Below are 23,614 nucleotides of genomic sequence, written 5' to 3'. Positions count from 1 at the left end.
GGGGCCGAAGCCCCCGTTATTATTGACAATGAAGCGTAACCTGATAGCGCCATTGGGCCTCGAGCAGCAGCCACTGTGGCAGAACGCTTGGTGTCCAGGAATCATCGCCGCCCACGCCCATATGCTGGCCGTCGAGCGTGATCCAGACGCCTTTTTCCGGCGCCATGCGATGCCAGTGATCGGTCGTCATCAGCTGTTCCGTACTGTACGGCTGCACCGAAAAGTGGAACTGGCCTGCGACGTGCCAGCGTCCCCAGTCCAGCGCTTTGCAATCGCAGCGCAGACCGTTTTCGCTGGGGAAGATATAGGGCGTGCTCATCTCGCGCAGCGGCTGTTGCCAGCGTGAAAAACAGGCGCTACTTTTGCGATCCGGATAGTTTTCGTGCGGCCCTAATCCCAACCAGCTGACCTCAGCGTGCTGATCGGCGACCTGAAAGCGCAGCCCGACGCGCGCCAGCGGCGGTAACGTGGCGGCTCGTTCGCCATCAACGGTGAGCTGGAGCTTGCCGTCGGCGGTGAAGGTCATGCGCCAGTGGCTGGCAATGACCGTCTCTTCGCCGTGCAGATAGTGCCAGTAGCTATCAACTATCACCTCCCGCGGTAGCTGTTGCGCCTCGCATTTCACACAGCGGGTCGTCAACTGGTACAGACCGGCGTTCTTCCAGCGCTCGACCCAGGCGTTCGGATCGATACGTTCGACTTCGCTGACGCCAATATCATTGTCCAGCGGCGCACGGACAAACTGATCCTCCAGCGGCGTCAGCAGTTGCTGTTCTCCCGCGCAATACCATTCGCTTAAACGTCCGCTTTGGCGATCGATAACCCAGCGCTGGGATCCGACGCTGACCTGATAGAGCGTGGGCTCAATCGTCAGGACGGGCGCCGGGCCTTCGGCGGAGGTCTCAGCTAGCGCCAGCGGCGCGGCAAGCGTTAGCTGCTGCCAGGCGACGCGATGACCGGGCTCAGACCATGACGTCGCCTGCGGCTGAATCACTTCGAGCTGCAGCCAGACATCGCGGGCGCCGCGCGGCAGGGACAGGCTGTCGCTAAGGGTGAATTCCGCCCGTTCTTGCGGCGCCAGCGTCAGCGCTAAGTCGCCGCTGGCTATCGTTTCTCCGGCGCACTCTACGCGCCAGCGCAGCGTTTCGTTATCGGTGGCGCGGAACAGGTATTCGCTGGTGATAGCAATCCGCAGCGGATTTTGTTCGAGCAAGGCGAATTGGAAATACTGTTGCGCATGTTTGGCCTCGATAAGCGAAGGATGGGCGCGCCGGTCGGGGAATACCAGGCCATTCATGCAGAACTGCCGGTCGTTAGGCTTATCGCCGAAATCGCCGCCATAGGCCCAGCCGACGCTACCATCCGGGAATGTTTTCTCGATTGCCTGGTCGGCCCAATCCCAGATAAAACCGCCCTGCAGGCGTGGATAGTCGCGGAAGGCTTGCCAGTAATCGGCGAAATTGCCCAGGCTATTGCCCATCGCGTGGGCGTATTCGCAGAGGATCAACGGACGCTGCTCGCCAGGCATCCCGATCCACTTTTTGATCGACCATTTGGGCACCGCCGGGAAGGGCTGGTCGCGCTCTACGCGGGCGTACATCGGGCAGATAATATCGGTGGCGCTGCTGTCGGCGCCGCCGCCTTCATACTGTACCGGCCGCGAAGGATCGTTGTGCTTCAACCATTGGTACATGGCCTGATGGTTGTCGCCGCAGCCGGACTCATTACCCAGCGACCAGATAATGATCGAGGGGTGGTTGCGGTTGCTTTGGACCATACGGGTGACGCGCGCGCTGTAAGCGGCAAGCCAGGTCGGATCGTCAGACAGCCGATTCATCGGCACCATGCCGTGAGTTTCGATATTGGCTTCGTCTACCACGTACAGGCCGTAGCGGTTGCATAGCTCGTACCAGCGCGGGGCGTTGGGGTAGTGCGAACAGCGCACGGCGTTGAAATTGTTCTGCTTCATCAGCAGAATGTCCTGCACCATATCCTCTTCGATGACCACCTGGCCGCGCTGATGATGATGTTCGTGGCGGTTGACGCCGCGAATCAGCAGCGGCTTGCCATTGAGTAACAGTAGCCCGTCACGGATTTCGACCTGGCGAAAACCCATGTCCCAGGCTTCCGCTTCCAGAAGCGTCTCGCCGCGCCATAGCGACACCACCGCGCGGTAGCAATGCGGCTGCTCGGCGCTCCACAGTCGCGGGCGCTCGACGTCGAGATTGACGATTGCCCGCTCGCCGTAGCTGCCGCGTTCATCAACAATCGGCGTACCCAGCGGCTGGCGCTGGCTGGCAATCCGTGTTTCGCCATCCCACAGCGCGACCTCCACTTCCAGCGCCGCCAGCGCTTCAGGCGCGGCCTCGACGCTAAGTTTGACCTGCAATTGCGCGTCGCGATATAGAGCATCGAGCTGCGGGGTTAATTGCACATCGCTGAGGCGGGCCTGCGGTTTATGCAACAGCCAGACCGAACGGAAGATACCGCTCATGCGCCACATATCCTGATCTTCAAGCCAGCTGCCCGCGCTCCAGCGCATCACCATCACGCACAGGCGGTTGGCGCCTGGCTGCAGATACGGGCTTAAATCAAAGGCGGCGGGCAGGCGGCTATCCTGGGAGTAGCCGACCCACTCGCCGTTGCACCACAGATGAAAGGCGGAGTTGACGCCATCAAAGATAATTTGCGTTTGCCCTTCGGCCCGCCACCCCTCATCGACGGTCAACTGTAACGAATAGCAGCCGGTAGGGTTGTCTTCGGGCACCCGCGGCGGCACGGTATCAATCGGATAGCGGACGTTGCTGTATATCGGCGCGTCATATCCCTCCATTTGCCAGTTTGAAGGCACCGGCGTCGGGCGGCTGTCGGGCAGGTCATGCAGTAGCCAGCTGGCATCCACCTGAAATGGACTGCGGGCATAGGAAAATTGCCATTCGCCGTCCAGCTGACGGCGGCGGTCGGAAGGGCGGTTGTCGCGCGCCGCATCGGCATCGCGCCAGCTGGCAAAAGAGGGATGAGCGGGCAGTCGGTTGAGGTGAGTGATAGTCTGGTTCTGCCAGTCCTGGCGGGCCAGAACTTCGTGAAAAGCGGGACCGCGAGCGGCGCCTGAATCATATCGTTGCATACGCATACCTGACGGATAATGGTAATAAATGTTATTCGCTAAACAATCTCATCGGGTTATCGGGTATTTTCCACCGACCCGCAATGTTGGCGAAAATGAAACCCATTCACGATCACGAATCACGGCTGAAATAGCAGATTTCTGTCGTAAGGAAGACATAAAATGTTAGCGTAAGACATTAAGCCTTTTCACTGACAGGAGTATGCGATGCAGCGCCGTTCAGCCACTTTAGAAGATGTCGCCCGCGAGGCGGGCGTATCGCAGCAGACGGTTTCGCGGGTGGTGAATAACCCGCAGATTGTGGCGCAGCGCACCCGTGAAAAGGTGCTGCGTGCGATGCAGACGCTGCACTATGTGCCTAACCGTTCGGCACAGCTATTGGCGGGCAAAGCGGCGGCATCGATAGGGCTTATCACCGCGTCGTTGACCTTACACGCGCCGTCGCAAATTGCCGCGGCGGTGAAACGGTATGCCGGCGAGCAGGGGCTGGAGGTCGCCATTGCCATGCCGGCGCAAAGTGATTATCCGGCGCTGCAGGCGCGGCTGGATGAGTTTCGCGCCCAGCATATTAGAGGCGCCATTATCAGCCTGCCGCTTGAGAGCAGCGTCGCCGAACGGCTGGCCGCGGAAAATACGGATATCGCCTGTCTGTTTCTCGATGTCTCGCCGGAGACGGATGTCTCCTGCGTGCGTTTCGATCATCGTGATGGCTGCGGCGCCTGCGTGCGCCACCTTTGGGAATTAGGACATCGCGAGTTCGGCCTGTTGGCCGGGCCGGAAAGCTCGGTGTCGGCGCGGATGCGCCTTGGCAGCTGGCGCGAAACGTTGCACCGGCTGGGGGTCAGTCAATCGATCACGGTATTCGGTGACTGGAGCGCCGCCAGCGGCTGGCAAAAAACCTTCGAGTTGCTGCATAAAAACCCGAAATTAAGCGCGATTGTGGTCGCCAACGATCAGATGGCGCTTGGGGTGTTAAGCGCGCTGGCGCAGCTTAATCGACGCGGCAGCCAGGCGATTTCGGTGACCGGTTATGACGATACGGCCGATAGCCTTTACTTTCAGCCGCCGCTTACCACTGTCGCCCAGGATTTTGATCTGTTAGGCCGCCGGGCGGTGGAATTACTGATGCAGCAGATGGCGGCGCCGACCGGCCGCCTGCGCGAACTGCTGCCGGCGCGGCTGGTGGTACGCCAGTCGACGTGGCCGCTCGGGACGCAGGATAATACCGCGCCGCTGATCGCGGAACTTAAAGCGCTGGTGGAGAAGCTATGAGTACGTCTGCGGTTTAAGATTTATTGAACAAGGGCGTGCTAGCCTGCGAGTCAGACGTAGGAAGTCCCGACGCTTTTCTACGAAAACGCTAAATACAATCTACGATCTATCCATGCAAGCATTTATTCACCGCCAGTCACATGGCGGTTTTTTTTTGCCCATTCGCCCCGGTCTCGTCGCTTGTCGATTTTATTATCTTCTGCTGGTTGCCGGTAATTTGCGCTGATAGCAGCGTAAACACGTTGTTTTTTATGGCATAGGTCTCGGGTTTTCCGCGGGCCGTATTTTTTAAGCCAGCATAAAATGCGGATAGCTATTGGGATGGAAAAAACGGCCAGGGCTAACCATACTGATGACAATGTAACAGGAGGTGGTGCTTTCAATGAACGATGATTTTCAGGCGATTAAGAACGAATTTGCTAAATACGCCGATGCGGCGCAAGGGACCGCGGTGGCTTTCGCCATGTATGAAGATTTAGCCCGACGGCTGGCGAATTACTTTCATAACCTCGATCAGCTCAACAAACGACGTTTTCTGCTGAAGCTGGAGGAGGGGGAGCGCGAAATTGGTACCCAGGGCAGCTATGACTGGTATGGGGCGCTGACGCGCTTTTCATCGGCTGCTCATTAATCCCGCCATCTGATTTTTTCGCTTTATTGCAATGAGGCTTTATGAAATTCCCAGGCGTACCGGAAAATGAAGAAGAAAGACTGAAATCGCTGTATCTGGCGGACCTGCTGGATACCCGTGACGATGAGCGTTTCGAACGCCTCACCCGGCTGGCTAAAAAAATTTTTCAGGTGCCGGTGGTACTCATCAGCCTGCTCGACCGTGAACGGCAGTGGCTGCTCGCCTGTCAGGGATTGGGGATTCGCCAGACCCGGCGCGATATCTCTTTTTGCGCCCACGCCATCTTGCAGGACGGCGCCTTCATCGTTAACGATGCGGTCAATGACGATCGTTTTTATGATAACCCGCTGGTGACGGGCGAACCCTATATCCGCTTCTACGCGGGCTATCCTGTCCATCTGCCCGATGGCGCCGTGGCCGGCACGCTATGTCTGATTCATACCACGCCGCGCGATTTTAACGATGAAGAGATCGCCGTACTCAAGGATCTGGCGTATATCGTCGAGGATGAGTTCCAGGTGATTGGCATGGCGATGACCGACAGTCTGACCGGCATCGCTAACCGACGCGGCTTTTACCGCATCGGCGATAAACGTTTCCGTACGCTTACGAGTAACTCAACCCCGTTTAGCCTGGTCTTTTTTGATCTCGATAAATTCAAACCCATTAACGATCTGTGGGGGCATGCGGAAGGCGACGAGGTGCTAAAAACCTTTGCGGCGTTTCTGGCGCAACATCTGCTGCCAGGCGAGGTTGTCGGCCGTTTAGGCGGCGATGAGTTCGCCGCGATGATTACCCGCAACGGGCGTGCCGACACATTCTTGCAAAAGCTGCGTGAGAGTGTCGATCATTACAACCAGACGTCAGGTAAGCCCTATAACATTAATTACTCTTACGGCGAGCTACAGAGCGATGCCAGCCGTTATCCGACGCTTGGGGATATGCTTAAACAAAGCGATGAAGTGATGTATTCGCGCAAGCGTAGAAAAACCTTATAAGCGGCAGTAAACAGGCGGTGGGGATGATGTGGCAGGCGTTCGAAGAAGTGACTTAAAGCAGAACGCCCCCTGGTGCAACAGCAGCAGGGGGCGCTTACGGGTGGGGATTATCGTCGTTCATCAGTCATCCCATTTGTGGCTTAGATACGCGGCCAGAAAACCAAAGAACAGGATTGTTCCCAGTACGGCCATAAAAACATGCATATTTCCCAGCATGGTCTACCTCCATCTTATTTATGCGCTAATGTTGTCCTCATTGAACAGGGTTTACGGTTGTTGAATAGATAGTATCCTGGTCAATCTAAACAAACGATTAACCAGAATGGCGTTATGTTATATGAAATAAATTAACGCATCAGATGGCGCGTTCGAGCACAAATAAATACGCTTCGCGCGACCAGAACAGGGCGCTGCGGCGGCGTTCGACCGCCATGGTTTTGACTTCCCAGCCCTGCTGCGTGTACTCAGTGAGGAACCGGCTCATTTTATCGGGATCGGCCTTGGCTTCGCCGAAAAACATACTGCCCAGCAGCCCCTCTTTATAGATAACGACGCGGCACTCTTTTTTCATCAGCTTAATCCTTGCAGGTGTAATTCAACGACGCGAATTATTGTCGCAGGCCATCTTAATATTACCACTGACCGGTGGAAAACTTTTTTCGATATTGCAGCGGGCTCACGGCGAATTGCTGGCGAAAGTGATGACGTAGCGTACTGGCATTAGCGAAACCGCAGATTTCGGCGATTCTGTCGATGCTGAGACGGCTATCGGTGAGCTGCTGGCGGGCACGAAGCAGGCGCTCATCGAGCAGCCAGCGGGCCGGTGATTTGCCGGTCGCCTGCTGAAAACGGCGCAAGAAAGTACGCGGGCTCATATCCATTCGCTGCGCCAGCGAGGCAAGGGTATGGCTCTCAGCGAGATGCTGATGCAGGTAATCAAACAGCTGGCCGAGGCGCTGGCTTTCACGCGCTGTCGCCACCGGGCGAATCACCTGCTGCGCTTGCCCACCGTCGCGGTGCGGCGACACCACCAGCCGCCGGGCGACGATATTCGCCGCTTCATGGCCGAAATCTTCGCGCACCAGATGCAGGCAGAGATCGATGCCCGCGGCGCTGCCGGCGGAGGTCATCAGCCGCGCATCGCCGACGTACAGCACGTCTTCCACCACCTCAATCAACGGAAAACGCTCCTGCAGCCGGGCAGTATAACGCCAATGGGTGGTGGCCTGCCGTCCATTGAGCAATCCGGCGGCGGCGAGCACAAATACACCGGAACAGATAGAGACGATTCTGCAGCCGCGCGCATACGCTGCCGCCAGCGACTGGCACAAAGCCTGAGGAACATCGCTTTCTATGCCTCGCCAGCCGGGTACGACGATGGTGTCCGCTTCATCAAGCAGCGCCAGCCCGCCATCGCTGACGATACGGATACCACCGGTGGCGCGAAGCTCGCCATCATCGACGGCGGCGACCGCGAACCGATACCAACTTTCGCCCATTTCCGGGCGCGGGAGGCCAAAAATCTCCACCGCCACGCCGAACTCAAAGGTACACAGGCCGTCATAGGCCAGAACGACGACTTTTGGTGGTGACAGTGTCACATTGTGGGTTGTCAGGATTTCAGCGTTTTCTGTCATCAATGGGGGCGGTGGTCCGGGTACGGTGGTGGTTAAAGTAGTGTTACCACAGACAAGGAGAATACGCCATGAGTGTTGTAAGCCAATTTACGCCAGCCACCCCGGCCGATGCCGCTGCCTGGTTTGCCCATAAACTGAGTGTCGAAACCGACTGCGCGGATGTCCATCACGCCATGCAGCATGGCGAACAGGACTTTGTGCTGCTGCACGTCATCGGCAGTCAGGATGTTTTCGCCCGTCGCCACCTGCCTGGCGCGCTGCATCTGCCGCATCGCGAGATCAATGCCGCGCGAATGGCGCAGTGGCCCGCGGAAACGCTGTTTGTTGTCTATTGCGCCGGGCCGCACTGCAACGGCGGGGATATTGCCGCCTTAAAGCTGGCGCAGCTTGGCCGACCGGTAAAAATGATGCTCGGTGGACTGACCGGTTGGGCGGATGAGGGGTTCGCATTTAGCGTCAGCGAAACGAGCAACATGAAATAAATTCAATAGCCATGAATTTTTCTCGTTTGCTGATGCTCCCTCTGCATGACAGTATCTGGACATATAGACATCCAGAAGTCTAAAAATTCAAATAATGAATTATCACGGCGGGCAACTACCTGTCTGCCGTTAAGGAGAGAACATGCAACGTCACCAGGCCCCGTTCCGCGCAGATATCGTCGGCAGTTTTTTACGTCCCAACGCCATTAAGCAGGCGCGCCTGCAGCTGGCGGAAGGCAATATTGATGCCGGCCATCTGCGTGAAATTGAGAATGAAGCTATCCGCCAACTGGTTCAGCAGCAGTGCGATTGCGGCCTGCACGTGGTGACCGACGGTGAGTTCCGGCGCGCGTGGTGGCACTTCGACTTCTTCGACGGTCTGGAAGGCGTTGAACGTTACGATTCAGAGAAAGGTATTCAGTTCAACGGCGTACAGACTAAAGCGCACGGCGTACGCGTGACCGGTAAACTGGGCTTCGGCAACCATCCAATGCTGGAAGATTTTCGCTTTTTGAAAAGCGTCAGCGGTAATGCGCAGCCGAAAATGACCATCCCCAGCCCCAGCGTGCTGCACTTCCGCGGCGGACGTAAAGATATCGATAGCACGGTATACCCGGACCTGGCCGAATACTTCGACGATCTCGCAACCACCTGGCGTGACGCGATCCGCGCTTTCTATGACGCTGGCTGCCGTTATCTGCAGCTTGATGATACCGTCTGGGCCTATTTATGTTCAGACGAACAACGCCAGCAGGTACGCGAGCGCGGTGACGATCCGGACGAACTGGCGCGTACCTATGCCCGGGTGCTGAATAAAGCGCTGGAAGGGAAACCACAGGATCTGACCGTTGGTCTGCACGTCTGTCGCGGAAACTTCCGTTCGACCTGGATTTCAGAAGGCGGCTACGAGCCCGTGGCGGAAATTCTCTTTGGCGGCGTCAATATCGATGCGTTCTTCCTCGAATATGATAACGATCGTTCCGGCGATTTTGCCCCGCTGCGTTTTATTCGTCCAGGTCATCAGCAGGTGGTACTGGGGCTGATTACCACCAAGAATGGCGAACTGGAAAACCCGGAAGGCGTGAAGGCGCGCCTGCAGGAGGCGGCGCAGTATGTGCCGCTGGAGCAGATTTGCCTCAGCCCGCAGTGCGGCTTTGCCTCCACCGAAGAGGGCAATTCGTTAAGCGAAGCCCAGCAGTGGGATAAAGTGCGGCTGGTCACAGGGATCGCCGCCCAGGTCTGGTAAGGAGATAGCCCGCTTTAAGCGGGCTTTTTCTATTTGCGCAGCAGGCGCTGTAGTCGCGCCTGTCGCCACTGGCGGATCCACCCGGCAAAGACAAACAGACGTAATCCCCGCAGCAGCAGTAACGCGCCCCAGACGATCGCCACCCACACTGACCAGTAGACATCGGGTTGGGTAAAACGGTTAATCACCAGCAACAAAACGCAAACCGTGACCGCCGCGCTCAGCGAGCGAAAAAAACGGCTCTCCTGATGCAGGCGGCTTTTCGCTTCTTCGATACGTAAATCGAGCGATGCTTCGTGACCGACGGGAGCATCGTCGCTGAGTTCGGCCACATTTATCTCAAACACTGCCGCCAGGGCGCTCAGGGTTTCTAACCCCGGACGATCGCCGTTTTCAATCCGTTGGATAGTGCGAACGCTGACGCCAGCCAGTTCGGCAAGCTGTTCCTGGGACCAGGCGCGCTGCAGACGTAATTGCTTTACTCGGGTGCTGCTGTTCATGATGTTAATCTCCGGATGGGAACCTGAGACCAGTGTGGTTTTTTAGCCTGCCGGGCGCCACGACGGGCACCCGACAGACAGGCGACAGCAACCCGACAGCCGTATGACGCCTGGGTTTACGCCTGTACGGTTTGCCAGGGACGCACGTTCATCCCGCGGAAAATCATCAGCCAGGCGGCGACTATCGCCAGCATTAAAATGAAGAATAGTGACCAGTGCGGCAGATGGGTAAGGATTATCCCCGTTAGCATCGGATTGAATGCCGCGCCTAACCAGCCTAACGACTGGGCGGAAAAATAGCTGGCTTTCATGCCGGGTGGGGCAATCTGATCGATCAACATATATTCTCCCGGTGCATAAATAACTTCGCCAAGGGTAAAGATAGCGGCGGAAACGCCCCACATCAGCAGATTATTACCGGAGAGGATAAATCCGCCGAGTCCTACTACATAGCACAGGGTGCCGAAGGTCATCAGCGGGCGGATGTTTCGCGCCGAAAGCCGTCGCCCGACGGCATATTGCAAGGCGACGACCACCGCGGCGTTGACCGGCAGCACTACCGCGACCACCTTTTCCGCGAAGTCGCTGGTGCCTGCGGCCAGCACATACTGCGAAATGCAGGAGGCGAAAGAGCCGCCGACAAACGACGCCAGCAGGCCGGAAAAGGTAAACCACAGCAAGGCGCGGTCGCGCAAAAGCACCGACGGCGTCCACTGCGGCGCGGCGCCTTCCACGCAGGCGGCAGAGGTGCGCTCGACGAAGAGCTGGATAAACACCAGCGGGAAGGCGGCGCACAGCGCGGCCAGCCAGAAAGGCAGGTTAATGCTCTGCATCACCAGCAGGGTGCCGATTGGCGGCCCAACGGTCCAGCCGATATTGAGGAAGGTATAGTTGAGCGAAAAGATGCGCGCTTTTTTCTCCGGCGTCAGCTCGTCGGCAAACCAGGCTTTCAGCACGGTAGAAAAAACCGAATAAGCGCAGTTGATTAATGAGAAAAAGAACACCACCAGCGCCACGCTATTGACCGCGGGGATGGCGATAAATCCCGCGATAAACGCCGCGATGGCGATCAGCATATAGCGTTTTTTGTCGAACTTATCGGCAAGAATACCGAAGCCCATGCTGAAGATAACGCCGACGACCAGCGCGACGGAGAGCGCATAGCCGATGACATCGACTTCCAGCTGGAACCGACGGGTGAGATAAATCGTCATAAAAGGAAGCGTTGCGCCGCGGCCGATGGTTAACAGCAACGACGACGCCAACAGCGCTATCGTTGAGCGCCTGATGGTGGTTGTCATTTTTTCCTTGCCCGATGTTGTGTTTTATTTTTGTTGTGCCCGATCACAAATAGCATGCTAACTGAGCCTTGTATAGCGGGCTCCGTGTCGGAAAGTGCCTTCAGTACCTGCTAAAAATAATGATCTGTTCGAGCGGCGGGAATTTGGTTACTTTGACGGTGGTCATCGTTGACCAGGAAGACAGGGGCTTCGTATGACGCGCAGAGATGGACTGCTGGCAATGCTGGTAGTGGTGGTGTGGGGGCTTAATTTTGTGGTGATTAAGCTCGGGTTACACAATATGCCGCCGCTGATGCTGGCGGGGTTACGTTTTTTGCTGGTGGCGTTTCCGGCGCTGCTGTTCGTTGCGCGGCCCAAAATACCGCTGCGTCTGCTGCTGGGCTACGGCCTGACCATCAGTTTCGGCCAGTTCGCCTTTTTATTCTGCGCGATCAACCTCGGTATGCCAGCCGGGCTGGCATCTCTGGTGCTGCAGGCTCAGGCCTTTTTTACTATCGTGCTGGGCGCTTTTGTCTTTGGCGAGCGGTTACAGGGAAAGCAGGTCGCCGGTATCGCGCTGGCGATTTTTGGCGTACTGGTACTGGTTGAAGCCAGCCTTGGTGGCCAGCATGTGCCGCTGGTCGGCTTTATGCTGACTCTGGCGGCGGCGTTTAGCTGGGCCTGCGGCAACATTTTTAACAAAAAGATTATGTCTCAGCAGCACAAGCCGCCGATTATGTCGCTGGTGGTGTGGAGCGCGTTGATTCCGGTTTTACCGTTCTTGCTGGCGTCGAGTATTATTGATGGGCCGCAGGCGATGGCGACAAGCCTGGTGAATATCGACGCGACGACCGTGCTATCGCTCATGTATCTGGCGTTTGTCGCCACCATCGTCGGTTACGGCATCTGGGGGGCGCTGCTTGGGCGTTATGAAACCTGGCGGGTAGCGCCGCTGTCGCTGTTGGTGCCGGTGGTAGGGATGGCCAGCGCGGCTCTGCTGCTCGGCGAACGGCTCAATGGTCTGCAGCTGCTGGGGGCGGCGCTGATAATGGGCGGGCTCTATATTAACGTGTTTGGCCTGCGGCTTTTGCGTACCACGGCAGGGCGGGGATAAATCAAGCCCCGGTATGTGCCGGGGCTTGACGCTGTCGACCCTTTAATACTTGTTTTGGGCAGCAGATTTTGCCTGGGCTATTGCTCCGGCATTAAATATCGGTTGCTCATAATGATGGCTTACATCCCTTACGCGATATATCTTCCACTTACCATTTTCGCAGCGCATATATGCTTCAAGGTGTAAAACATCACCGTTTTCAATACCGATCCATACCGGAATAACCGTTCCCCCCATTAAAGCGCGGGCATGACCAATCTTAAGATTTGCTATCCAGGACGAATCATAATCCTGAACATAAGTAAAATAATCAGATCCGACAATCTCTTGCTCAGGAATAGCCTCGATATTACCAAGTCTGCTCAGAGTATCAGCCGAAATATATTCTTGCAGCTGATAATATTCATCATTACTGCTTGCCAGAAACTCCAGATACGATGAGTAAAACGCCTCAGCGCGGTTAGCCGGACTCTCTTGAGGATGGCCCACACACGCTGAGAGTAAAAATAGTATCATTAAGGGGAGAGCTCTCATTGATTCATCCTGTATACCTTGAACGCTGGCTGTAGACGACGATAGCCAGGACCTGGATACATGCTTCGTTGGGTGAAGTCGGATATCCACTGCTTGCCGTCATACATTGTCATGTGCCCGCTAGGGTTGCCCCCCGCATAAGGCTGAATCACTGCGACATCGCCGCGCAGTATCGTCGAACCCGGTGGCACTTCTTTAAATCCGGCGCGCAATAATATTGGCCCATAATCTTTGGCGTCGCGCGTGCGCTCAAGTTTAATTCCTCCGGCTTCTATAGCCTGGCGGATGTATTTTGCACATTTATAATGAGATTGCTTATGGGCATGCGAGCGGAGATGGGTAATAGACGTTTGCTTATTCCAAGCCACTTTTATTCTTCCCTGTATCAAATTTACAAACAGGGAATTAATACATAAATGACCGCGTCAGGATATCTGAAAATGCAAAAAAGCGAGCAAGACTAAAAAAGCTGATGCGCTAAGGAGTGGAGAACCCTCAGCACATCAGCCGAATCAATAATTATTGGTGAATGATATGTGCGTCAGTTGTAATACGGTACGCCCAGCTCATCCGATTTGTCATTGCCGGCAGCCATGTGATTAAAATCAAACGGCGAGTCGTTATGTTCGGAAGGGATAATCATCGCATCCCGGTTATTGTGGCGAACCGGAGTGGTGGTTTGCTCCGCATAACTCTGACCGGTGGCCAGCGCCATTAGCACGATGGCGGCGGTAGCGAATAATTTCATGATTTCCTCAATACGTCTTTTGCAGGCGATTAACAACAATAATTATTTAGCGGCATCAGGTAGCGGGATTCACCCGGAACGTTGGTGATGCGATATTTATGCGGCGGTACATCGAAATAGTTTTTAAACGTCCGCGTCAGCGTCTGCTGCGATTCAAAGCCGTAGCGCTCGGCCAGATACAAAATCGGCTCATTACTCTGCTTGAGTTTTTGCGCGATTTCCGTCAACTTGCGGCTGCGGATATACTGGCCCAGCGAGTGGCCGGTCTCTTTCTTGAACATTCTTTGCAGGTGCCATTTGGAGTAACCTGAGCGCTCCGAAACTTTCTCCAGCGACAATGGAGATTCCAGGTTCTCTTCGATCCACGACAAAATACTATGGATAGTGATGGCGTCGTTATTGCGTCTGGACATCATCTTACCTCTTCTTATTACGGCAGGACTTTCTTGAGCAGTTGCTCAAGCATGACCACTTCGTCTGCCGTTAGATTTTTTGTTAGTTCCTGGTGCAATTTTTGACCCACAACCTGATGACAGTGCTCACAAAGGGCTGCGCCTTCTGGAGTCAGTTGCACCAGAATGCCGCGCTTGTCATTGGGGTTGGGCAACCGTTCTATCCAGCCTTTGCAGACGAGTCTGTCGAGCATGCGCGTCATTGCGCCTGGATCGACCGACAGAACGGTCTTCAGCTCAACGGGTGTCGTACATACCTCGCAGCGAATGGAACAGAGCACCCGAAATTGGGTAGCGGTGATATCCATGGGTGAAAGGTAGTCGTTGAGCAGTCGATCTTTTTTCTGGTTAACCATCTGGATCAATCGGCCGAGAGGGATCATCTCGTTGAACAGATTGTTAGTGTTTTCCATGATAGTTGCCCAGGCAATTATTTAGTTGCGATGGATATTATTGCCGCGGCAATCATAAGTCAACATTATGAATTCGCCGATGCCACGATTTGCTAAAGATTGATAGTTTGATGGCGGTCACTTTTTTTCATTTTACTAACGCTTGTTATTTTTTATCGACGTGATTTTTTCAGTGGGTGTGGCATCTGAGTCGCTGCTGTCGATATACTCACGGGGTGAAACTGTACTGAAAAAATGATACTTAACGGGATGTTGACTCACTATGCTGGAACTCTTTAAAGCAATAGGGCTCGGTCTGGCGGTGATTTTACCGCTGGCGAACCCGCTCACCACCGTGGCGCTGTTCCTCGGCCTGGCGGGCAATATGAACAATGCCGAGCGTAACCGGCAATCGTTGATGGCATCGGTATATGTCTTTGCGATCCTGATGGTGGCGTGGTATGCCGGCCAGGTGGTCATGAATACCTTCGGCATTTCCATTCCCGGCCTGCGTATCGCCGGCGGTCTGATCGTAGCGTTTATTGGTTTTCGCATGCTGTTTCCGCAGCAGAAAGCCCATGATTCGATGGAAGCGAAAATCAAATCGGAAGAACTGCAGGATGAACCCACGGCGAATATCGCCTTCGTGCCGTTGGCGATGCCCAGTACCGCCGGGCCAGGCACCATCGCGATGATTATCAGCTCCGCCTCGACGGTAAAACACGGCGTTGATTTCCCGGAATGGGTCGTGCTGGCCGCGCCGCCGATTATTTTTGCGCTGGTGGGGATCATTCTGTGGGGCTGCCTGCGTAGCTCAGGGGCGATCATGCGACTGGTGGGCAAAGGCGGTATCGAGGCGATTTCCCGCCTGATGGGTTTTCTGCTGGTCTGTATGGGCGTGCAGTTCATCATTAACGGCGTGCTGGAAATTATCACCAACTATCACGCCTGATCGCGGTAACTTTCTGAAAGGCCCGGCGACGTGTCTGTTTCGGGCCTTTTGGGGATAGGATGTCGGCGCCGCGAGCGGCATTGACCGCCCGCGGCGTTATCATGAGTGATGCGCTTGTTGTTCATCCAGCGGCGAAGGCCAGCGGCGAAAAATCATCACTGCCCAGACCAGCGCTACCAGCGCCGGCACTGCGCCAACGTAGCCTATCGCCGACATTGACAGCTGCGTACTCACCTGGCTGCCGACCAGCGCGCCGGCGCCAATACCAATATTGAAAATCCCCGAAAACAGCGACATCGCGACATCGGTAGCATCCGAAGCCAGCGCCAGCACTTTCACCTGCATGCCGAGGCCGATGACCATAATCGCGATCCCCCAGAATACGCTGAGCAGCATGAGCTGATTGGCGTTCCTTGAGGCGGGTAGCAGCAACAGCAGGCATATCAGCAGCATGGCGATAGCGGTCGTAATCAGTCCGGAAGCATGTTGATTGCCCAGCTTGCCGAAGACAATACTGCCGATAATACCCGCGCCGCCGAGCACTAACAGCAGTAGGGTGGCGAAGTTACCGCTAAGGCCTGCGACGGTTTGAACGAAGGGTTCAATATAGCTGTACGCCGTGTAGTGGGCGGTTACCACGATAACCGTCAGCAGATAAATGCCGAGCAGCGCCGGACGGCGGAACAGCACCGGCAGGCTCTTCAGCGAACCGGAATGTTCGCTTGGCAGCGCCGGCAAGAGTTTCGCCAGGCACACCAGCGTCGCTAAAGCGCCAAGACCAATGGCCAGGAAGGTGGTACGCCAGCCGAAATATTGCCCGACGATACGGCCAATAGGAATGCCGAACACCATGGCCAGCGCGGTACCGGTGGCGATAAGACTTAGCGCCTGGGCGCGCTTGCCGGGAGGGGCCATACGGATAGCCAGCGCGGAGGTTATCGACCAGAACACCGCGTGGGCGAAGGCGATACCAATGCGGCTCACCACCAGCACCGTGAAGTTCCACGCGAAAAACGACAAGACGTGGCTGGCGATAAATAACACGAACAGGCCAATGAGCAGGCGACGGCGTTCCATCTGGCTGGTCAACAGCATGAACGGCAGCGACATCAATGCCACTACCCAGGCATAAATGGTCAGCATGATCCCGACCTGGGCCGTTTCCATGCCGAAGCTGTCGGCAATATCGGACAGCAAACCGACCGGGGCAAATTCCGTGGTATTAAAGATAAAAGCGGCAATTGCCAGCGTGACGACCCGCAGCCACGCGACTTTGCGTGAGACCGTATTTGTAAGCATAAATTCCGGGCTGGTAGTAATGAGAAGAAGAGGAGGCGATCTTAAAACGAATGCTGCTGAAAATACAATCACTTTGTGATCTGTGTCTCATTTTATGCTGACGTCTGTGCCTGCTAACAACTTAATTTTTCAGCTAATAGTGTGCATCCGCGCTTTCTGTGTCATGTTGATAGACGATAAAAAAGGGGAGCACGATGAAAGAAATTAGTTTTTACCTGGTCGATGCCTTCAGCGATCGCAATTTTGGCGGCAACGCGGCGGCGGTGTGCCCGCTCAGTGAATGGCTGCCTGATGAAACGCTTTTAAAAATGGCGCAGCAGCATAATCAATCCGAAACGGCGTTTTTTGTCCGCACTGATAGCGGCTATGAGCTACGCTGGTTCACGACCCTTGATGAGATTAACCTCTGCGGCCACGCCACGCTTGCGGCATCGCACGTGATTTTTGAATATCTCGATCATCCCACGGCAACTATCGTATTCAGCACCCGTTTTGTCGGTGAACTGCGGGTGACGCGCAGCGGCGATTGGCTGACGCTGGATTTCCCGGCCTGGCAAACGACGCCGGTGCGTGACGTACCGCCGGCGCTGTTCGCCGGGTTGGGCATCGATGACGCGCTGGAGGTGCGGGAAGGGCGTGATTATCTGGTGGTTCTGCGCGACCGGGCGCAGGTTGAAGCGGTACGCCCTAATATGGCGCTGCTGGAGACGCTGGATAAAATGATTTGCATTAGCGCCGCCGACGAAGAGTATGACTTTGTCAGCCGCTTTTTCTGCCCCGGTGAAGCGGTACCGGAAGATCCGGTAACCGGTTCAACCCACAGTATGCTGATCCCCTACTGGGGAGCGAAGCTCAATAAAACCGAACTGCTGGCGCGGCAGGTGTCGGCGCGCAGCGGCGAGCTGCGCTGCCAGTGGCGTGATGACCGTGTATTGATTAGCGGCCAGGCGACCACCTATCTGCGCGGCACGGTCTATTTGCGCGAAAGTTAACGATAGTTTCCCCGGCTGACGCAGCGCTTAGCCGGGCAATCCTAACTAAGCGAGGCGCCGCCGCACATTACCAGCTCTTGTCCGGTCATGGCCGCGGCTCCTTCGCTAAGAAGCCAGCTCACCAGCGACGCCACCTCCTGTGGCTTAATCAATCTACCGAGCGGCGGCGCCTTCGGCGGCGAACTCTCGCGTCCTGGCTGGTGGAGCATTGGCGTATCGGTGGCGCCGGGGGCGACCACGTTCACGGTAATGCCAGCCGCGGCAAGTTCCGCCGCCCAGCTTCTCGCCAGCGCCACCAGCGCCGCTTTGGTTGCCGTATACTGAGAACGGCCTGCCGCTCCGCGAGAGGTTCGGCTACCCAAAAGGATAATCCGACCGCCGCGCCCCATAACGGGCGCAAAGCGGTTGGCTAAGGTCTGCGCCGCATCCACATGCAGACGCCATAACGTCTCGCCACGCTGTGCGTCAAGTTCTCCTAGCGGCGCCGCCGCCATCACACCGGCGGCATGGATAATCGCCTGCGGCGGCGGTACCGACGACAGAGCATCAACCAGCGCCTGGCGGTCGCTCACATCGACCGCCAGATGCGTGAAGCCTTCATGGGTAAGTGGCGGCGCGGAGCGGCTTAGCCCGAGCACCTGCCAGCCCTCCGCCAGCAGTTGCCCCACAATCGCCGCGCCGATCCCCGAACTGGCGCCCGTGACCAGTGCCTGTTTCATGGCGCCTCCAGCATGCTGCGCGGCACTTTAAACACCGCTTTTCTCACCGGGGCGGGTGTTGCAAAGGCGCATAGCGCCTGGTGCGGTTCGCCGGGGAGAAAGACCGCGAAGTCGCCGACGCGCAAATGCAGCGTGACGCTGTGCAGCGTCTGCTGGCTGATAAAGAGATCCGGTTTGCGCTGTTCATCGTCGGGTTGGCCACTGTACAAGGTACCGGCATGAATTATCTCCTCGCCGGCTAAAATGACCTGAATATCGGCCCATTGGAGGTGATATTCGGTATGTCGCTGTTCTGCCGCCTGGGTTTGCGCGGTGCCGATGGTGCAGTACCAGTCGCCATCAGCAGGTTGGAAACGGCCATCTTCATGGGTTGTCAGGGCGCTAAGAGAACATTCAGCGCGGCTAAGGATTTGCCGCAACGCCAGCGGCAACCCCGCCTGAGGCAGGGCGTTCAGATTACCGATGATCACGCGATTTCTCCTTTCACCCACTGCGGCGACACGCGGACATACTTAATGGCCTGCCGGTACCAGGTATAGGCAATGTGTAAATCACCATCTTCACCCTGTTTAATACTGGGATAGGAGAATTCACGGTTTAGTTTTTGCTCTGAATTGTTGGTCATACAGTAGCCGTCGCCCTCATCAAGGTTGCGCATCCACGGCCAGCTTCTGCCGCCGTCGTCGGAGATAGCCACGGTCATTGGCGCACGCGGCGCGCCCCAGAAGGCGGTTTTGCCAGTGCATTCAGGCTCTTTACGGCCGTCATCATCTTCTATTTCATCGTATAACGACGCCCGACGCTCGCTGGCGCCTGCTGCGCTCATGTTATTGAATACCAGCGCCAGATCGCCGTTGCTCAACGTGGTAGCCTGAATGGACGAGTTATTGTTTGGCAGCGTGGTGGGGATAGGCGCTGACCAGCTTTCGCCAAAATCTGTCGACCGGCTGTACCAGATATGATCGGCCCAGCGGCTGCGGAAGAAGGCGGCCAGCGAGCCATCGGCCAGCGGGGTGATATTCATATGCACGCAGCCGAGGCTCTGCGGTACCGCCACGTCGCGCCAGCTCTTGCCGCCATCGGCTGAGATTTTTACCGCGCTCACATCATCGTTACCGACCCATTTCTCCCCCGGCCGGGTACGACAATAGAAAACCGGCAGCAACCAGTTACCGTTGGGCATTACGGTTATGGGCTGCCGGATAAAGGTGCCGGGTTCATCGAGCAGGGTGGCGATTGCGCCCCAGTGCTTTCCGCCATCGCGCGACTGGCGATAACGCACAATAGCGGTGTCCTGATTACCGGCATACTGCGCGGTCCATAACAGCCACAGTACGCCATCAGGATCCTGAAACAGTACCGGGTTTTGTTCCGAACGCTGCGGATCGTCGGATAACTTTGTCGCTTCACTCCACGTTGTGGCGCCCGGAGCTAAACGCGCCCCCCAGACTGAAATATCCGCTTTTCCTTCCTGCGAACCGCCGAACCACACGCACATCAGCGTGCCATCGGGCAGCGGCAGAAGATTGGCGGCATGGTTTTGCGGGCAGCCGGAGGGCAACATTGCCCATGCCAGATGAGGATCCAGTTGGTGTTGGCGAATTACGCCGTCAAAAATTGGGGTGGTGGTCATTTTTACACTCCACGTTGTTCAATGGGGGCCGGGGATGATTGTTGCGTTTTATTGGGGATCAGGCGGTCGATAACCATAATCAGGGCCGGGGTGATCAGCGCGATGTACATGTTATTGATGCCGAACGGATCGCCGAGCAAATACCACACCGAGGTCACCACACAGGCGCCAATGAGGCCCGCGTTCGCGCCGCGAGCGCTTTTAAAGAACGGCGCATAGAAAGCGATGACCGCGACCACGGTGATAGAAAGCCTGATGGCGCGGGTAAAGAAGGAGAGCTTCAGCACTTCCGGTACCAGCAGCACAAAAATAAGCGGCAGAAAACCGATGATAAGCGAGGCCCAACGGGTGGCTTTAAACTCTTGCTCCGGCGTTGGATTGCGCCACGGTACGTAAAAATCTTTTACCACCAACGAGGCAATCGCCAGGGCAACGGTACTGACGCTAACGAAAATTGAAGCTACAAGTGACGTTGTCACCAACCCGGCAAGCCATGGGTTCATATCCTGCAGAAACACCGGCAGGGCGTACAGGCTGTTGATTTCCGGGTGAAGAAACTTCGCCGCCACGCCGATAATGGCGATCGCGAAGGCGATAGGTAGGCAGAAGAAAAAGGCAATCCAGGTAGAGCGTTTCGCCGATTTTACGTTTTTTGTCGAGCTGATAGCCTGAATGACAAACTGGGTGCAGAAGATGGAGCCGATGGTGCCGATAAGCCAGGCGCAGATCGTGCCGGCGCCAAAATTACCATCCCAGGTCCAGTAGTAATCAGGCATCTTCTCGATCATCGGCGTGAAACCGCCGGTTTTTGCCAGCGCGAAACCCATAATAATGAGTAGACCGGCATATTTTAATGCGCTGTGCAGCATGGTGACCCAGGCCACGCCTTTCATACCGCCGAAGGCAAAATAGAAAGTACTGACAATGGCGGTAATAAACGCCGCGAGGGGTAAATTGATCTTTAATACCGTGGAAATTGCCGCCGCGCCGCTGACGTAGTTGCCGACGTTCACCAGCAACAGGGCGTAAATCATAATGATGGAAATAATATTCTTGGTGCTGGTGCCGTATCGCTCGGCAATCGCCCCGGAGATAGTAATTTTGCCAGTGTTATAGATGCGTTTAACCAGTATCAGGCCAAACAATGGAAAGCCAATAGCGGCGCCCAACACCGACCAGGAAGCGGCAATCCCGCTCTCAAACGCGGCCTGTGCGGTTCCGATAGTCGACTTGGCGCCGATATATTCCGACATCAGCAGGATACCGACGATAAAGGCCGGCATCGCGCGCGAGCCCTCCATAAAATCCCCGGAGTTTTTACTTCTAATGCGGAACGTCAGCCAGGTGGTAAATAAGATATAGGCGATAACAATGCCGACAATAATAAAGGTATCTTCAGTGGTAAAATGATTCATCTTAGCCTCTCTTTGGGCGTACGAATCCTGGGCACACAGGTACCCGGTCTATTTTGTTGAAGAAACGCAGCGTTTAATTAAGATACTGCGCGATGATTCCACGTATTTGCTGCAGTTGAGATGCGCTAAACTGAACCGCGTAGCGGCTATCGCCGACCTCATGGCCCATCAGCTGCAATGCTTTTTTCACCGCAGCGGGGGAAAAGGCGACTTTGTAGAGATCGGTACGCAGGCCGGTGACGTTTTCCTGCGCCAGCCTTGAGGCTTCAATATCGCCGGCCTGGAAGGTTGACCAAATCGCGTTAATCTCCCGTGGCGCAACGTTAGCCAACCCGGAAATGCACGCTGAACAACCATCAACGAACCCCTGATGAATCAGCGAATCCGGCCCGTTCAGGACATTAAAACCGTCGATACCCTTCACCGCATCAAGAAAGCCCTTAAGACTCTCATAACTACCGGCGCTATCTTTGATGCCAATGATGTTGCCATGCGCAGCCAACTGACGTGCGGTTTGCGGTTCAATGGTGTTACCGGTGCGCGCCGGGATGTTATACAGAAATACCGGTACGCTTAGCGCATCGGCGATCGCCGTGTAGTGGCTTACCAGCTCATCTTGTTTTAGCGGCACGAACCACGGGGTGATGACCGACACCGCGTCGACGCCTGACTTTGCTATCTGCTGGCCAAGACGAATGGTTTCCCGCGTCGACACTTCGCCAATATGCGCCACCACCGGCGCGCGTCCGGCAACCGCCTCGACGCAGGTTTCGGCAACCGCAATTTTTTCCGCCTCATTAAGGACGAAAAACTCGCCGTTGGTTCCGCCGCAGAAAATGCCATTACCGGCGGCCAGCTGACGTTCTACCTGTTGGCGCAGCGCCGTCAGGTTCAGTTCACCGCTGGCGGTAAAGGGGGTAACAATGGCGGTTAACACGCCGCGAATGGAATGATGCATTTATTTCTCTTCTCCCTGATGAGATGACTGTGGAAACAGCGTCTGGTAAATCGCCTGGACTTCGTCCTGGTTCACGCTGCATGGGGCATTGTTCATTAATCGTTTTACTTCCAGCGCCGCGGCGCTTAGCGTTTCAATACTCTCTGGCGGTACACCCAGCGCGGCGAGGTTGTCCGGCAGCGCCAGGCGTTTCACCAGTTGCGCCAGCCAGCGGACCAGCGCATGAGATTTCTCCTCATTATTCAAGGTCAGATCGGCGTCCGGGATCAGATCCCAGACCTGAGCGAATTTATCCACCGCGTGCGGGCGTACGACCTGCATACAGGGGGCCAGCAGAATGGCGTTCGCGACGCCGTGTGGTAAATGCCAGGTGCCGCCAAGCGGGTAGGAGAGCGCGTGCACCAGATGCGTGCCGGCATGATTGATAGCCACGCCGCCATAGTACGAGGCCCACAGCATCTCCAGTTTCGCCGTGAGATCCTGCGGGTGGGTCACGGAACGCTCAATATGCCGCACCAGCTTATGCAGGCCGATTAAGGCGGCGTTATCGCTCACCGGGTTCGCGACGGTTGAAGTAAAGCACTCCAGTAGATGACACAGCGCATCGATACCGGTGGAGGCGGCAATGGCCGCAGGCATGCTGGTAGTCAGTTCCGGCAACAGGGCCACGAAATCCGGCAGCAGTACCGGGGAGATAATCCCCACTTTGGTATTACGTTCGGGAATAGCCAGGATGGCATTTGGCGTCGCTTCCGAGCCGGTGCCGGCGGTGGCGGGTATCAACAGTGACGCCAGACGCAGACGCGGTTTCTCGCCGTCAATCAGCGCGTTGAGCGTAGGGGATGCGGGGTGTAGTAGTACCGAGAGCAGCTTCGCCACATCGAGGACGCTGCCGCCGCCGATACCGACAACCATCTGTGGCTGCGTTCCCGCGAGTTGGGCAACAATCTGCGCCACATCATGTTGACTGGGCTCTGCCGGCACGGAATCCACGATCCTCACATCAACGTTAGTCTCGTCCATCAGATGTCGGATCTGTTTGGTCGCTTCCAGCTTACCGACGTTCGCATCGGTGACCAGCAAAATGCTTTTTTTACCTGCCAGCACTGGCTTCAGGGCTGATATGGCGCCCGCGCCGCTGATAATCGTGCTGTTAATCGTCGCCACGTCTCACTCCTCTATTGTTATGATTGAATTCAATCAATATGCTTAGTGTTCACTCATTTCAATGAG

The 23,614-nt window shown here is 56.1% G+C and carries 26 protein-coding genes; 8 read left to right on the top strand and 18 right to left on the bottom strand.

Going from position 1 to position 23,614, the window contains the following annotated elements:
* Nucleotides 1-19: 19 nt before the first annotated feature.
* On the bottom strand, nt 20-3,127 hold the full coding sequence (locus PGQ95_RS08475) for a beta-galactosidase (RefSeq protein WP_430917716.1): 3,108 nt from the start codon (nt 3,125-3,127) through the stop codon (nt 20-22).
* Nucleotides 3,128-3,334: 207 nt separating this feature from the next.
* Here PGQ95_RS08475 and PGQ95_RS08470 point away from each other — a divergent pair, with 207 nt between their 5' ends.
* From PGQ95_RS08470 to PGQ95_RS08460, 3 genes are all read left to right on the top strand, one after another.
* Nucleotides 3,335-4,399 (top strand): LacI family DNA-binding transcriptional regulator, encoded by a 1,065-nt coding sequence (locus PGQ95_RS08470; RefSeq protein WP_113373451.1) that lies wholly within the window; start codon nt 3,335-3,337, stop codon nt 4,397-4,399.
* A gap of 382 nt (nt 4,400-4,781) precedes the next feature.
* A complete protein-coding gene (locus PGQ95_RS08465) occupies nt 4,782-5,030 on the top strand; it encodes a hypothetical protein (RefSeq protein WP_045394583.1) in 249 nt (82 codons plus the stop codon).
* A gap of 41 nt (nt 5,031-5,071) precedes the next feature.
* Nucleotides 5,072-6,028 (top strand): sensor domain-containing diguanylate cyclase, encoded by a 957-nt coding sequence (locus PGQ95_RS08460; RefSeq protein ID WP_316423851.1) that lies wholly within the window; start codon nt 5,072-5,074, stop codon nt 6,026-6,028.
* A 120-nt stretch (nt 6,029-6,148) separates the two neighbouring features.
* Here the strand turns inward: PGQ95_RS08460 and mgtS are convergent, their stop codons facing one another.
* The 3 genes from mgtS to ftrA form a co-directional block, all read right to left on the bottom strand.
* The gene (gene mgtS, locus PGQ95_RS08455; protein ID WP_004102377.1) at nt 6,149-6,244 is read right to left on the bottom strand and encodes a protein MgtS; all 96 of its coding nucleotides are present in this window, start codon (nt 6,242-6,244) and stop codon (nt 6,149-6,151) included.
* Nucleotides 6,245-6,383: 139 nt separating this feature from the next.
* Nucleotides 6,384-6,599, bottom strand: coding sequence for a DUF4177 domain-containing protein (locus PGQ95_RS08450; protein ID WP_015366741.1), 216 nt, complete (start codon nt 6,597-6,599; stop codon nt 6,384-6,386).
* Between the two features lie 61 nt (nt 6,600-6,660).
* Nucleotides 6,661-7,665, bottom strand: a complete 1,005-nt coding sequence (gene ftrA / locus PGQ95_RS08445) for a transcriptional regulator FtrA (RefSeq protein WP_113373450.1) — start codon at nt 7,663-7,665, stop codon at nt 6,661-6,663.
* 68 nt (nt 7,666-7,733) lie between these two features.
* Here ftrA and PGQ95_RS08440 point away from each other — a divergent pair, with 68 nt between their 5' ends.
* Both PGQ95_RS08440 and PGQ95_RS08435 read left to right on the top strand, forming a co-directional pair.
* Complete coding sequence (locus PGQ95_RS08440; protein ID WP_430917713.1) at nt 7,734-8,147, top strand: rhodanese-like domain-containing protein; 414 nt, start codon at nt 7,734-7,736, stop codon at nt 8,145-8,147.
* A 142-nt stretch (nt 8,148-8,289) separates the two neighbouring features.
* Complete coding sequence (locus PGQ95_RS08435) at nt 8,290-9,393, top strand: cobalamin-independent methionine synthase II family protein (RefSeq protein ID WP_015366738.1); 1,104 nt, start codon at nt 8,290-8,292, stop codon at nt 9,391-9,393.
* A 29-nt stretch (nt 9,394-9,422) separates the two neighbouring features.
* Here the strand turns inward: PGQ95_RS08435 and PGQ95_RS08430 are convergent, their stop codons facing one another.
* Both PGQ95_RS08430 and ydeE read right to left on the bottom strand, forming a co-directional pair.
* Nucleotides 9,423-9,893 carry a helix-turn-helix domain-containing protein gene (locus PGQ95_RS08430; RefSeq protein ID WP_113373448.1) on the bottom strand — a complete coding sequence of 157 codons (471 nt, stop codon included), beginning with the start codon at nt 9,891-9,893 and terminating at the stop codon, nt 9,423-9,425.
* 116 nt (nt 9,894-10,009) lie between these two features.
* Nucleotides 10,010-11,194 (bottom strand): efflux MFS transporter YdeE, encoded by a 1,185-nt coding sequence (gene ydeE / locus PGQ95_RS08425; protein WP_430917710.1) that lies wholly within the window; start codon nt 11,192-11,194, stop codon nt 10,010-10,012.
* Between the two features lie 193 nt (nt 11,195-11,387).
* On the opposite strand from ydeE, the gene eamA reads away from it, so the two are divergent.
* A complete protein-coding gene (eamA, locus tag PGQ95_RS08420) occupies nt 11,388-12,287 on the top strand; it encodes an O-acetylserine/cysteine exporter (protein ID WP_411324856.1) in 900 nt (299 codons plus the stop codon).
* Nucleotides 12,288-12,329: 42 nt separating this feature from the next.
* Here eamA and PGQ95_RS08415 read toward each other — a convergent pair whose 3' ends face one another.
* From PGQ95_RS08415 to marR, 5 genes are all read right to left on the bottom strand, one after another.
* Nucleotides 12,330-12,821, bottom strand: coding sequence for a YbjP/YqhG family protein (locus tag PGQ95_RS08415; protein ID WP_308957938.1), 492 nt, complete (start codon nt 12,819-12,821; stop codon nt 12,330-12,332).
* Nucleotides 12,818-13,189, bottom strand: a complete 372-nt coding sequence (locus PGQ95_RS08410; RefSeq protein ID WP_430917708.1) for a hypothetical protein — start codon at nt 13,187-13,189, stop codon at nt 12,818-12,820. The genes PGQ95_RS08415 and PGQ95_RS08410 overlap by 4 nt, the downstream gene beginning before the upstream one ends.
* 173 nt (nt 13,190-13,362) lie before the next feature.
* Nucleotides 13,363-13,569, bottom strand: coding sequence for a multiple antibiotic resistance protein MarB (gene marB, locus PGQ95_RS08405; RefSeq protein ID WP_087860698.1), 207 nt, complete (start codon nt 13,567-13,569; stop codon nt 13,363-13,365).
* A 29-nt stretch (nt 13,570-13,598) separates the two neighbouring features.
* Nucleotides 13,599-13,982 (bottom strand): MDR efflux pump AcrAB transcriptional activator MarA, encoded by a 384-nt coding sequence (gene marA, locus PGQ95_RS08400; protein ID WP_015366733.1) that lies wholly within the window; start codon nt 13,980-13,982, stop codon nt 13,599-13,601.
* Nucleotides 13,983-13,999: 17 nt separating this feature from the next.
* The gene (marR, locus tag PGQ95_RS08395) at nt 14,000-14,434 is read right to left on the bottom strand and encodes a multiple antibiotic resistance transcriptional regulator MarR (protein ID WP_015366732.1); all 435 of its coding nucleotides are present in this window, start codon (nt 14,432-14,434) and stop codon (nt 14,000-14,002) included.
* A gap of 262 nt (nt 14,435-14,696) precedes the next feature.
* On the opposite strand from marR, the gene PGQ95_RS08390 reads away from it, so the two are divergent.
* On the top strand, nt 14,697-15,365 hold the full coding sequence (locus PGQ95_RS08390; protein ID WP_045394562.1) for a MarC family NAAT transporter: 669 nt from the start codon (nt 14,697-14,699) through the stop codon (nt 15,363-15,365).
* A 99-nt stretch (nt 15,366-15,464) separates the two neighbouring features.
* Here the strand turns inward: PGQ95_RS08390 and PGQ95_RS08385 are convergent, their stop codons facing one another.
* Entirely contained in the window at nt 15,465-16,664 is a 1,200-nt protein-coding gene (locus PGQ95_RS08385) for a sugar transporter (RefSeq protein ID WP_213316010.1), read from the bottom strand.
* 194 nt (nt 16,665-16,858) lie between these two features.
* Here PGQ95_RS08385 and PGQ95_RS08380 point away from each other — a divergent pair, with 194 nt between their 5' ends.
* Entirely contained in the window at nt 16,859-17,656 is a 798-nt protein-coding gene (locus tag PGQ95_RS08380) for a PhzF family phenazine biosynthesis protein (RefSeq protein ID WP_430917706.1), read from the top strand.
* A gap of 41 nt (nt 17,657-17,697) precedes the next feature.
* Here the strand turns inward: PGQ95_RS08380 and PGQ95_RS08375 are convergent, their stop codons facing one another.
* The 6 genes from PGQ95_RS08375 to PGQ95_RS08350 all read right to left on the bottom strand — a co-directional run bounded on the left by PGQ95_RS08375 (nt 17,698) and on the right by PGQ95_RS08350 (nt 23,548).
* Nucleotides 17,698-18,375 (bottom strand): SDR family NAD(P)-dependent oxidoreductase, encoded by a 678-nt coding sequence (locus PGQ95_RS08375; protein WP_430917704.1) that lies wholly within the window; start codon nt 18,373-18,375, stop codon nt 17,698-17,700.
* Nucleotides 18,372-18,845 (bottom strand): YhcH/YjgK/YiaL family protein, encoded by a 474-nt coding sequence (locus PGQ95_RS08370; protein ID WP_430917702.1) that lies wholly within the window; start codon nt 18,843-18,845, stop codon nt 18,372-18,374. The genes PGQ95_RS08375 and PGQ95_RS08370 overlap by 4 nt, the downstream gene beginning before the upstream one ends.
* A complete protein-coding gene (locus tag PGQ95_RS08365; protein ID WP_430917699.1) occupies nt 18,842-20,008 on the bottom strand; it encodes a sialidase family protein in 1,167 nt (388 codons plus the stop codon). The genes PGQ95_RS08370 and PGQ95_RS08365 overlap by 4 nt, the downstream gene beginning before the upstream one ends.
* A 2-nt stretch (nt 20,009-20,010) precedes the next feature.
* Entirely contained in the window at nt 20,011-21,423 is a 1,413-nt protein-coding gene (locus tag PGQ95_RS08360; RefSeq protein ID WP_113373440.1) for a sodium:solute symporter family protein, read from the bottom strand.
* A 73-nt stretch (nt 21,424-21,496) separates the two neighbouring features.
* Entirely contained in the window at nt 21,497-22,381 is an 885-nt protein-coding gene (locus PGQ95_RS08355; RefSeq protein ID WP_087860705.1) for a dihydrodipicolinate synthase family protein, read from the bottom strand.
* Nucleotides 22,382-23,548, bottom strand: coding sequence for an iron-containing alcohol dehydrogenase (locus PGQ95_RS08350; RefSeq protein WP_430917697.1), 1,167 nt, complete (start codon nt 23,546-23,548; stop codon nt 22,382-22,384).
* Between the last annotated feature and the right edge of the window lie 66 nt (nt 23,549-23,614).

This window comes from Klebsiella sp. 141240 (assembly GCF_050600805.1).
GTDB classification, from domain to species: domain Bacteria; phylum Pseudomonadota; class Gammaproteobacteria; order Enterobacterales; family Enterobacteriaceae; genus Klebsiella; species Klebsiella aerogenes.
The sequence above is the reverse complement of the archived record's forward strand: the minus strand, read 5'-3'. Positions and strand labels throughout refer to the sequence as shown.

Excerpts from the sequence above, each read along its gene's own strand:
- PGQ95_RS08470 (WP_113373451.1), top strand. The coding sequence starts at position 3,335 with ATGCAGCGCCGTTCAGCCACTTTAGAAGATGTCGCCCGCGAGGCGGGC.
- marR (WP_015366732.1), bottom strand. The coding sequence starts at position 14,434 with ATGGAAAACACTAACAATCTGTTCAACGAGATGATCCCTCTCGGCCGA.
- PGQ95_RS08360 (WP_113373440.1), bottom strand. The coding sequence starts at position 21,423 with ATGAATCATTTTACCACTGAAGATACCTTTATTATTGTCGGCATTGTT.
- marB (WP_087860698.1), bottom strand. The coding sequence starts at position 13,569 with ATGAAATTATTCGCTACCGCCGCCATCGTGCTAATGGCGCTGGCCACC.
- PGQ95_RS08440 (WP_430917713.1), top strand. The coding sequence starts at position 7,734 with ATGAGTGTTGTAAGCCAATTTACGCCAGCCACCCCGGCCGATGCCGCT.
- PGQ95_RS08450 (WP_015366741.1), bottom strand. The coding sequence starts at position 6,599 with ATGAAAAAAGAGTGCCGCGTCGTTATCTATAAAGAGGGGCTGCTGGGC.
- PGQ95_RS08415 (WP_308957938.1), bottom strand. The coding sequence starts at position 12,821 with ATGAGAGCTCTCCCCTTAATGATACTATTTTTACTCTCAGCGTGTGTG.
- PGQ95_RS08380 (WP_430917706.1), top strand. The coding sequence starts at position 16,859 with ATGAAAGAAATTAGTTTTTACCTGGTCGATGCCTTCAGCGATCGCAAT.
- ydeE (WP_430917710.1), bottom strand. The coding sequence starts at position 11,194 with ATGACAACCACCATCAGGCGCTCAACGATAGCGCTGTTGGCGTCGTCG.
- eamA (WP_411324856.1), top strand. The coding sequence starts at position 11,388 with ATGACGCGCAGAGATGGACTGCTGGCAATGCTGGTAGTGGTGGTGTGG.
- PGQ95_RS08375 (WP_430917704.1), bottom strand. The coding sequence starts at position 18,375 with ATGAAACAGGCACTGGTCACGGGCGCCAGTTCGGGGATCGGCGCGGCG.
- PGQ95_RS08460 (WP_316423851.1), top strand. The coding sequence starts at position 5,072 with ATGAAATTCCCAGGCGTACCGGAAAATGAAGAAGAAAGACTGAAATCG.
- PGQ95_RS08465 (WP_045394583.1), top strand. The coding sequence starts at position 4,782 with ATGAACGATGATTTTCAGGCGATTAAGAACGAATTTGCTAAATACGCC.
- PGQ95_RS08385 (WP_213316010.1), bottom strand. The coding sequence starts at position 16,664 with ATGCTTACAAATACGGTCTCACGCAAAGTCGCGTGGCTGCGGGTCGTC.
- PGQ95_RS08365 (WP_430917699.1), bottom strand. The coding sequence starts at position 20,008 with ATGACCACCACCCCAATTTTTGACGGCGTAATTCGCCAACACCAACTG.
- marA (WP_015366733.1), bottom strand. The coding sequence starts at position 13,982 with ATGTCCAGACGCAATAACGACGCCATCACTATCCATAGTATTTTGTCG.
- PGQ95_RS08475 (WP_430917716.1), bottom strand. The coding sequence starts at position 3,127 with ATGCAACGATATGATTCAGGCGCCGCTCGCGGTCCCGCTTTTCACGAA.
- PGQ95_RS08390 (WP_045394562.1), top strand. The coding sequence starts at position 14,697 with ATGCTGGAACTCTTTAAAGCAATAGGGCTCGGTCTGGCGGTGATTTTA.
- PGQ95_RS08430 (WP_113373448.1), bottom strand. The coding sequence starts at position 9,893 with ATGAACAGCAGCACCCGAGTAAAGCAATTACGTCTGCAGCGCGCCTGG.
- PGQ95_RS08435 (WP_015366738.1), top strand. The coding sequence starts at position 8,290 with ATGCAACGTCACCAGGCCCCGTTCCGCGCAGATATCGTCGGCAGTTTT.
- ftrA (WP_113373450.1), bottom strand. The coding sequence starts at position 7,665 with ATGACAGAAAACGCTGAAATCCTGACAACCCACAATGTGACACTGTCA.
- PGQ95_RS08355 (WP_087860705.1), bottom strand. The coding sequence starts at position 22,381 with ATGCATCATTCCATTCGCGGCGTGTTAACCGCCATTGTTACCCCCTTT.
- mgtS (WP_004102377.1), bottom strand. The coding sequence starts at position 6,244 with ATGCTGGGAAATATGCATGTTTTTATGGCCGTACTGGGAACAATCCTG.